This window comes from uncultured Campylobacter sp. (assembly GCF_937973075.1).
GTDB lineage: Bacteria > Campylobacterota > Campylobacteria > Campylobacterales > Campylobacteraceae > Campylobacter_B.
On sequence record NZ_CALBWL010000031.1, the window covers coordinates 1 to 8647 of the forward strand.

Here is an 8647-nt window from a genome sequence, read left to right on the forward strand (position 1 = left end):
ATTTTTCATCAAAAATATAGCCCCATTTTTTAGTTTCATTCATTTTATAAGCCTCCAAATTTTTATTTTTTTCTAATAAATTTAATAAGAATAAAAATAGCAATTATTATAAGAGCAATACCTAAAATAATTCCACTTACTCCAATAATTTTATATAATTCAATATATTTTAATAAGCTAACATCAGAATTTTGAACTCCTATATGAGCAACATAAAGAAAAAAGACCCCAAAACAAAATACTAAAATTCCACTAGCAAATAATAATATATGCCAAGGAAATGTATAATCTTTTTTTGTTAAACTTCTCTTTTTAAAAGGAAAAGTACTATATGAATTTTGATTTTCAGGAGCATTTATTCCTGCATCTTCAATTAATTTTATACTTGTTATATAACTTGTACCAAAAATTCCTTTTCCAAAAGTACAAGAAAATTTAGAGCCAACCTTATCTATAAAAATTTTGTGTCTCCACATTCCAGTAGAATACAAATCTGGAGAATTTTTAAATTTAAAAATATAGATATGTCTATGCCTTCTTCTGCTACCTTTATAAATAGTAAAATAATCTCCTAAAACTACTTCTTGCGTTTCTCTATTGTGTATAAAAATCCTATCTACTATTTTAAAGAGTATAGCCCAAGATATAAAAAGACTTGGGATAAAAATATATAAAGGTGAATTTCCTAATGTTATTATGTTTGATTTAACAATAATATACCAAATGGGTATGGCAAAAATAACAGTTGCTATAGAAATTGAAATAAAATTATAACTTGTATTATAATCAATATATGAATTACCACTAGCACGCATTCCTTTACTATGATAACATAATCTTGAAATTAAATGTAATAGTCCAAAAGCACAGATTGCTATTCCTTGTAAAGGAGAGCTACTATTAAAATATAACATTCCACCTAATACAAAAGAAAGCATTGAAAAGAATATTGATGGGTCCATCAAAGTTGCTAATACAGAATAAAAAAATAAATATCCTAAAAAAAACATTATTCTTCCTCCATAATTTTTAAATTTTCCTTATAAGTTTTACCTGCATCAAGCCCAAAAGCTTCAAAAATTTTTCTTTTCAGTTCTATAAGACAAGGATTTCTTAAATCATATACTCTATGTTCAATTTCTCTTTCCCAATAAGGAGAATTAGACTTTTCTTTAATACATTCTTTTAAATCATCAGCATATATTCCAAAACTTATACATTCATTTCTACAAGTTTGTGTTTCTATTTTTAATTTTTCAATAAGTTTTTCATAAACTGAAAAAGGAATTTCCTTATAAATAAGTCCATACTGTAAGTATGCCACATCTCTATTGATATAACTTATACTCTCACTAACTGAAATAAGCATATCATAATCTTTATCTTCCAAAGGTAAATTTCCTAAAATAATAGCTTCTCCATAATAAAAAATATTGTCCATAATAGCTTGTGAGGGGAGTGCTAAACAATTTGATAAATCTTTTAAATCAACATTTTTATTATCACTTATTTTATGATATATTTTTATTATTAAAGGTCTACCCATAAGATTAGTCAAACCATAATTTTTATTTTTCCTCTTGCAGTTTTAGGAAGTATCACTGTACGATTCTCTGTTGTTTTTTCATTTAATTCAGTCTCATAATAGGAATTTTCACTTAAATTTATTTTTTTCTGATTATATCTCCATCAAAATAAAAATAAATGTTTTCATATTTGTAGTTAAGTTTTACAAGCTCCCAATCTTCTTCAACTGGAATAAGTCCTAAATATTTTCTTTGTTCATTAGTTAATTCAAATTTTAATTTCATTTTCTCTCCTCCAATATTTTCTTAATAATTATAGCATTTTTATTTTACTTTTTCTATTACATACTACTAAAATAGTGAATTAAAAATAAATTAAAATTTTTCTTGAAAGAATTAATAAATAACTTTTAAGTAAAACTACTGCGACGTCCATTAATGTTGAAGGAGCATTTTGGAGCTACTGAAACATTAATGGCTGGCAAGTAGTTGAAATATAATAAAAAAATTTTATATAATTTTTTTCAAGAAAAATTACTTAAACATTTAAAAATTTAGATAATAATAAATTATTTTTAATTTAAATTTAAAGAATTTTTCACTAATATACTGTTCTTTTTAATAACGCCTATGAGAAATAGTATTATAAAAGGATCAAAATGAGCTTATTTAGGTTTTCTATTGCAGCGGCGGGAGCGCTTTGTTTATGCGCGGCCACTTTAGCTGCACAGGATGATAGCGAAGGTGGCTCCCAAAATTTAGGGCAGATCAATGTTACGGGAAACGTAGAAAGCGACCCGCTTACCAAAAAAGTCGGCGAAACTAAAAAGAGCGCCAAGCAACTCGCCAAAGAGCAAGTTAGCGACAGTAGAGATATGGTTCGTCACGAAACCGGCGTTTCAGTTGTCGAAAGTGGAAGATTCGGTGCTAGTGGCTACTCGATCCGCGGAGTAGATGAAAACCGCGTAGATATAAGCATAGATGGACTTCGCCAAGCAGAAACGTTAAGCTCGCAAGGTTTTAAAGATCTATTTGAAGGATATGGAAACTTTAATAACACTAGAAACGGCGTTGAGGTTGAAAACGTAAGACAAGTAGATATCACTAAAGGTGCAGATTCGGTAAAAAGAGGCTCGGGCGCGCTAGGTGGCTCAGTAGCGTTTGAGACAAAGGATGCGAGAGATTATCTAACGGAGAAGGATTGGTATTACGGATTTAAGCGCGGGTATCAAAGTGCGGATAGACAAAACTGGCAAAGCCATGCAGCTGCAGTTCGGTTTAAGTGGTTTGATCTTTTGGCTATTCATACTGATAGAGAAGGACATGAACTAAAAAACTGGGGTTATAAAGACTATGACCCAACCGTCATCAGAAAAGTTAGGGAAAAGCCCGATCCGTATAGAATTTACAAGAAAAGCACCCTTGTCAAATTTGGTTTTCAACCCACCGATACCGATAGATTTAGCCTAGGATACGATAAGTCTAATATAAAATCAGAGGGAATAGACTGGTCGAATCAATTTGCTCTTTATAATACGCAAACCCCTTGGGGAGCATTGACTAACGATATACGACACACTAACGACACAAGCGAAAGAAAGAATTACTCGTTTTCTTACGAAAATTTCGATGAAACGCCTTTATGGGACAGCTTGAAATTTAGCTATAACAAGCAGCGCATTAAACTAAAGGCAAGAACGGACGAATATTGCGAGGGCGATAACTGCGCAGGCATTTCAAATCCGTCTGGTCTACATATAAACGAAAACGGAAAAATGGTAGATAAATACGGAGGCGAGCTGCAACATTCTACCGAGACGTATTACGAACAGCCGTGGTGGAGTCCTGTTCCCATACCTAGGACGAGAGATATAGTAGTAGATAGTAGAGGCGATAAAGTGGATGATAACACCTACCGAGGATACACGAATGAATTAAACACGGGAGGAGTCTCCGATATTTTAGTCAATTGCGATAACTATAACTGCTCAAAGGGTATCGATCTATTTGATACAAATACGTGGAGCTATCAGCACTACGACCTTACCCCTGTACCTACCCCTAATGGCAAAGGAAACTATGCGGTAATCAATCCAAAAGATAGCTGGAACGGCGATTCTCTCTTATTGCCGAGCCAATACGGCTTTGTAGATAACAACTGGAAAGACAGGGATCTCATCACCGATACAAAACAATTAAATCTCGATCTTACCAAGGATTTTACTATCAAAAGCTCAGAGCACACCTTAAGCTACGGCGGGCTTTTTAGTAAAAGCGATAAGCGAATGGTAAACAGACAAGGATACGAGCCTACGAATAAACAGTGGTGGGCCGAAACCTTTTTCGGCGTAAGAAATACTAACCCCGACTTTCCTATGCTCGGCACTTGGTATGCGGATAAATGTAAGCTATACAACGGAAACGACTATGTAACGCTTTGTAGCCACGAAGACGATCCTTTTAGCTTTCTTATTCCGGTTGAGACCAAAACCGGAGCGCTTTATGTGGGAGATGACTTTCGTATAAACGATGTTTTAGCCTTTGATCTTAATTATAGGTATGATAAGGTTAAACACAATCCATCATATACCCCAGGCGTTACGCCTAAAATTCCGACCGATCTGTTTATCGGGATGTTCGTTCCATACACGCCGCTTCCCGGCACTCCATCTCAAAAAGAGATAAAAGCTCATAGAGATGCTAACGCCGAAGCCAACGCCGTGTATTTGGCTTCGCAAAAGAGAAAGTATTCGGCAAACTCATATTCTTTATCTACGAATATCGATCCGCTCGATTTTTTTAGAATTCAGCTTAAATACGCAAACGGATTTAGAGCTCCTACCTCGGATGAAATTTACTTCACGTTTCAGCACCCCGATTTTTCGATATATCCGAATTTGGATTTGAAAAAAGAGACCGCAAAAACCAAAGAGATAGCATTTACTCTTCATAATTCGCCTAGCTTCGTCACTTTAAATTTATTCCAGACGGATTATAGGAATTTTATAGATTTACAATATAAGGGGGAATTCCAGCTTCCTTACGGAAACGGCGGAAGCAGGCTGCCTACCTCCGTGTATCAAAACGTAAATCGTCCGAAAGCGAGGGTTAGAGGAATAGAGATCGAATCGAAGCTATTTTTGGATCAAATTTGGCAGCCTCTACAGGGCTTTCATATAGGATATAAGCTAAGTATTCAAAAAGGCAGAATGGATATAGGTCACGGCAAAACCGATACGCCGATGAATGCGATCCAGCCGCGAACGGCGGTTTATAGCGTAGGCTATCAAAGCCCGGGCGATAAATACGGCGCGGATCTGTTCGTAACCGCGGTAGCCGCGAAAAAGGCGAGAGATACCTACAATATGTATTGGTACGAGCAGTATCTAGGCGGCAAAATCGTAAACGGCAAACCCGTAAGAAATAGCGAGGTGGAATGGAGGAGCGGCGGATATACGACGATCGATTTCGTAACCTACGCCAAGCCGATCAAATATCTGACGCTTCGAGCGGGCGTTTATAATATAACCGATCGCAAATATATCACTTGGGAAAGTGCCAGATCAATAAGGCCTTTTGGAACTAGCAATCTGATAGATCAAGAAACAGGACTTGGCATCAACCGCTTTTACTCGCCGGGTAGGAACTATAAACTCACATGGGAGTTTCAGTTTTGAAATTTAATCAAGTGTTTGACGTCTTATTAAAACAAAAGCCTTTGGAATCAAAATTTATAGATTTATTAGTAAATTTAAAAAGGATGGTGATAATAAATCATTTGGTGTCATTTAAATTTTTAAATTTTATGTAGCGTGTAAATTTCAAATTTTACGTGACGCGGTAGACCAAAGGCTCCTGTCCGTGATGATGTCAGCTTTATAATTTTGCAACGACGCTCACGGTCTTTCCCTCGCTTCGAGATCGAATTTTTTGCCCGTGTAAATTTACCGAGCCGAAAAGCATAGCGCCCGTATATGCTAAAAATTTCGCAGGCGCACAGCCTCACACTAAGCAAATCGCAGGGGAATTTTAATGTCGTAAATCTGCAAGCGGATCATCTCGCTTCCAAGCGGCGAGAGTCTTTTTTGCGGCAATGAGTGCAATCTATTTCTCTTCGCTCTATCTCGCCCGCTTGTGACGACAAATCTTATAAACGCAGTGGTCCTTTAAAAATTTTAACTTCAAATTTTGCTCCGAAGCTCACTAAATTTAAGGAAGAGCCCACACAGATAAATTGTTCTATTTTAGCGCGGCGCACGAGGTTTTTAAATTTGCGGCGCCCGTATGAAGCTTTAAAGCTCGATAAGTCTCGCTGTCGTTAGCACGCAAGGCTGATCCGGCTAGAGATCTTTTGTGCGGTTTATCTTCTTATAATCCTTGCTAAAATTCCGCCGCAGTATATGTCGGCGCCGGACAAATTATAGCTTCGTTTTAAATTTAATCCTCATATCCTCTAATGCCAATATGCCTTCCCTCTATCTTTGGAACTACGGGCTTCTTTTTAAGCTTAACGCCATACAAATTAATGCCGTAAAGTTTGCTAAGGCGGATAAAATCGACGTTAAGCTCCTCTAAATCGGTATCGCGAAGATCAATGTATTTAAGGCTCGTCATATCGTTTATGCTCTGCGGTAGTTTTTTGATCGAGGTTTCGGACAGATCTAGAACTTCTAAATTTTTTAAGTTTCCTACGCTTTCCGGAAGCTGCGTAATATTTTTTCCGTGGATGTAAAGCTCCTTTAAATTATGTAGGTTTCCGATGCTCTCAGGGATTTTCGTAATGGCTTGGCTGTTAATTTTCAGCTCTTCCAAAGCATCAAGCATGCCGATGCTCTCAGGCAGACTCTCTTGCTTATATCTGCCAATATCGAGTTTTTTTAAGCTTTTTAATGCGCCGATACTATCAGGGATTTCTTGTATATTTTCAGACCAAATATCAAGCTCCTGCAGATTATGCAAATCCCCTAACTCAGACGGGATCGTTTTGATATTTGAACTTATATGAAGCCTTTTGAGCGACGGGATTTTCACGGCGAGCCGTAATCTCTGCTCGTCCATATGACCCCACTCCTCAAGATTTGGTAAATTTACGATGTTTTCAGGAGGAGAGGTAAAATCTTCGCTTAGTTCCTTTAGACTCGGCATGCGAAACCTCATCGGGTAGCGTCTCTATATGCGTGTTCGTAAGATATAAAATTTCCAGACTTTTCAGCTCCGCCAGATACGTAGGCAATGTATGCAAAAATTTACAACTGTAACAGTGGAGCTCTCGCAGCTTGCTCATCCCTGTAATCTGCGGCGGCAATTGCGAAATATGCGTTTCATCCAGCTCAAGATATTCTAAATTCTTTAAATTCGCTACATTCGCGCTCAACTCTTTTACGGGGCAACGATCCAAAATCAGCGTCTTAAGATTCGGAATTTTAGAGATATTTTCACTAATCTCCGTAAATTCGGTAGCGCGTAAACCTAAATACTCAAGCTTTTGTAAATTTTGCACGCAAGAGGGCAGATCCGAAACTCTCGTTCTCGTGCCTTGCAAATCGAGCTTTTTTAAATTTGAAAGCAAGCAAATCTCGGGCGGAACCTGTGTAACTTCATCTACTCTAATCGGCGAAACGGTCATAAAATTCGCGTTTCTGCCGAAGTCTAGCTCATCAATGTCCGCAAGCTTTTCATACAAATCCCACGTCGTAGCGATATCGCTAAAGAAGCTTATACCATAGTAATTCTCTCGCCCTTTATCGCTAAAGCGTAAAAAATTCGCCAAGTTTTGCATCTGCGTATTTTGATCCTCGCTTAGCTTTGGGCTAAACTTCAGGCGGATGTCCTGCGCATCGTTTGACATACTAATTTTAATGCCTTTAAAACCGGAGATTGATTGTATGTAGAGCGAAAAAGCAACTGCTATAAATAGCGCGATATAAATCTTTTTCATTTGAGTCGCCTTTTTAAAATTTAAAATTTTAGTATCTAGCTGCGCGATATTTATAAAATTTAAGCGAGCGCTTTGCAAGCTTGATTTAAAAATCCTCACATCGCTCTGCGCTTCGCAAATTCCATCAAATTTTAAAATTTTGGAATTTCGCCAGCGTCTTAAAGGTGAGGCGAAATTCCAAATCAAAGGATGCTTGTAAATTTTATTTATAAGCCTTGATCGCTTTGTCTAGGATTTTCTCGGCCTCGGCGGCGCTTGCGAAGTCCTTCACTTTGACCCATTTATTCGGCTCTAAAAGCTTGTATGTTTCGAAGAAATTTTTGATCTTATCCAGCGTCGCTTTAGGCAGATCGGCGACCCCTTTGATGCCGTCATATCGCGGATCGATCTTACTAACCGGCACGGCAAGCAGCTTCTCGTCCATGCCGCTTTCATCCTCCATCATCAAAACGCCGATTAGGCGGCACGGGATCACGCTACCGGCGGCAAGCGGGTATTCGTTTAGCACCAAAACATCCGCGGGATCGCCGTCGTCAGCCAAGGTATTGGGCACGAAGCCGTAATTTGCCGGGTAAAACATCGCGCCGTATAGCACGCGATCTACGCAGAGTGCGCCGCTTGCTTTGTCGATCTCGTATTTGATGTTCGAGCCGTAAGGGATCTCGATCACTGCGTTGATTTTATCGGGGTTTGAGCCCACTTTTATCTTTGAAAGATCCATAGTTTTCCTTTATTTAGAATTTAAAATTTTGATATTTTTCACGTCTATCGTCGTTTTTGTAAAATCTTTGTCGATCTCGCCGCTAATTCGCACGAGCGTATTTTCATCCACGCTCACGCCGCGCCAAACGTCATCATCGATCTCAACCTCGATGCTATCGCCGTTTTGATCCACAAATCTATAATGCTCGTGTCTGAGCTGGGATTTTATCTTGCCGTCGATTACGACAAAAGAATCATCTCTTAATTTGAGCGCTTCTTTGACGCTTGACGGCTGATTTTGCGCCGTTGCGCCGCTTGGCACAAACCCGCCCGCAGCAAATGCAGCCGCGCACAAAGCCATACTAAGTAAAAATTTTCTAACCATATCTATCCTTAAAATTTTAATCTCTATCGTCCGCAAACAGATCCAAAATTTCATTAAATTTAAAATCCGCTCGCACTTGACGCTCGCATTTAAATT

At 37.9% G+C, this 8647-nt stretch carries 8 protein-coding genes; 1 reads left to right on the top strand and 7 read right to left on the bottom strand.

Annotation, left to right across the window (positions count from 1 at the left end):
* Positions 1–62 precede the first annotated feature (62 nt).
* The 3 genes from Q0274_RS03955 to Q0274_RS03965 form a co-directional block, all read right to left on the bottom strand.
* On the bottom strand, positions 63–1010 hold the full coding sequence (locus Q0274_RS03955; RefSeq protein WP_298027857.1) for a hypothetical protein: 948 nt from the start codon (positions 1008–1010) through the stop codon (positions 63–65).
* The gene (locus tag Q0274_RS03960; protein WP_298027859.1) at positions 1010–1558 is read right to left on the bottom strand and encodes an Imm26 family immunity protein; all 549 of its coding nucleotides are present in this window, start codon (positions 1556–1558) and stop codon (positions 1010–1012) included. The genes Q0274_RS03955 and Q0274_RS03960 overlap by 1 nt, the downstream gene beginning before the upstream one ends.
* A gap of 106 nt (positions 1559–1664) precedes the next feature.
* A complete protein-coding gene (locus tag Q0274_RS03965) occupies positions 1665–1811 on the bottom strand; it encodes a hypothetical protein (protein ID WP_009006917.1) in 147 nt (48 codons plus the stop codon).
* Between the two features lie 374 nt (positions 1812–2185).
* Between Q0274_RS03965 and Q0274_RS03970 the strand changes: the two genes are divergently transcribed.
* The gene (locus Q0274_RS03970; RefSeq protein ID WP_298027863.1) at positions 2186–5203 is read left to right on the top strand and encodes a TonB-dependent receptor; all 3018 of its coding nucleotides are present in this window, start codon (positions 2186–2188) and stop codon (positions 5201–5203) included.
* A 760-nt stretch (positions 5204–5963) separates the two neighbouring features.
* Here Q0274_RS03970 and Q0274_RS03975 read toward each other — a convergent pair.
* The 4 genes from Q0274_RS03975 to Q0274_RS03990 form a co-directional block, all read right to left on the bottom strand.
* A complete protein-coding gene (locus tag Q0274_RS03975) occupies positions 5964–6671 on the bottom strand; it encodes a leucine-rich repeat domain-containing protein (protein WP_298027865.1) in 708 nt (235 codons plus the stop codon).
* On the bottom strand, positions 6625–7464 hold the full coding sequence (locus Q0274_RS03980) for a hypothetical protein (protein ID WP_298027867.1): 840 nt from the start codon (positions 7462–7464) through the stop codon (positions 6625–6627). The genes Q0274_RS03975 and Q0274_RS03980 overlap by 47 nt, the downstream gene beginning before the upstream one ends.
* Before the next feature lie 202 nt (positions 7465–7666).
* Positions 7667–8185 carry an inorganic diphosphatase gene (ppa, locus tag Q0274_RS03985; protein WP_298027869.1) on the bottom strand — a complete coding sequence of 173 codons (519 nt, stop codon included), beginning with the start codon at positions 8183–8185 and terminating at the stop codon, positions 7667–7669.
* 9 nt (positions 8186–8194) lie between these two features.
* Positions 8195–8647 (bottom strand): NirD/YgiW/YdeI family stress tolerance protein (locus Q0274_RS03990; RefSeq protein WP_367271909.1); only part of this gene is annotated, 453 nt, incomplete at its 5' end.